This window comes from Aeromonas sp. 1HA1 (assembly GCF_029237385.1).
Classification (GTDB): Bacteria; Pseudomonadota; Gammaproteobacteria; order Enterobacterales; family Aeromonadaceae; genus Aeromonas; species Aeromonas popoffii.
In genome coordinates, this window is the sequence record NZ_JAACGC010000203.1 from 1 (window position 1) to 770 (window position 770).

Annotated in this window: 1 rRNA gene; it reads left to right on the forward strand. The window is 54.4% G+C overall.

The features are described from left to right. A 23S ribosomal RNA gene (locus GWQ22_RS21675) occupies positions 1–751 on the forward strand; the annotation flags it as partial. Positions 752–770 lie beyond the last annotated feature (19 nt).

Sequence of the window (770 nt, forward strand, 5' to 3'; positions counted from 1 at the left end):
TGGAGCCGTCCTTGAAATACCACCCTTGTATGTTTGATGTTCTAACGCAGGGCCCTGAATCGGGCTCGCGGACAGTGCCTGGTGGGTAGTTTGACTGGGGCGGTCTCCTCCCAAAGAGTAACGGAGGAGCACGAAGGTTGGCTAATCCTGGTCGGACATCAGGAGGTTAGTGCAATGGCATAAGCCAGCTTAACTGCGAGACGGACAGGTCGAGCAGGTACGAAAGTAGGTCATAGTGATCCGGTGGTTCTGAATGGAAGGGCCATCGCTCAACGGATAAAAGGTACTCCGGGGATAACAGGCTGATACCGCCCAAGAGTTCATATCGACGGCGGTGTTTGGCACCTCGATGTCGGCTCATCACATCCTGGGGCTGAAGTCGGTCCCAAGGGTATGGCTGTTCGCCATTTAAAGTGGTACGCGAGCTGGGTTCAGAACGTCGTGAGACAGTTCGGTCCCTATCTGCCGTGGGCGTTGGATGATTGAAGGGAGTTGCTCCTAGTACGAGAGGACCGGAGTGAACGAACCTCTGGTGTTCGGGTTGTCACGCCAGTGGCACTGCCCGGTAGCTAAGTTCGGAATCGATAACCGCTGAAAGCATCTAAGCGGGAAGCGAGCCCTGAGATGAGTCATCCCTGACCCCTTGAGGGTCCTAAAGGGCCGTTGGAGACCACAACGTTGATAGGTGGGGTGTGTAAGCGCAGTGATGTGTTGAGCTAACCCATACTAATTACCCGTGAGGCTTAACCATACAACACCCAAGAAGTGTT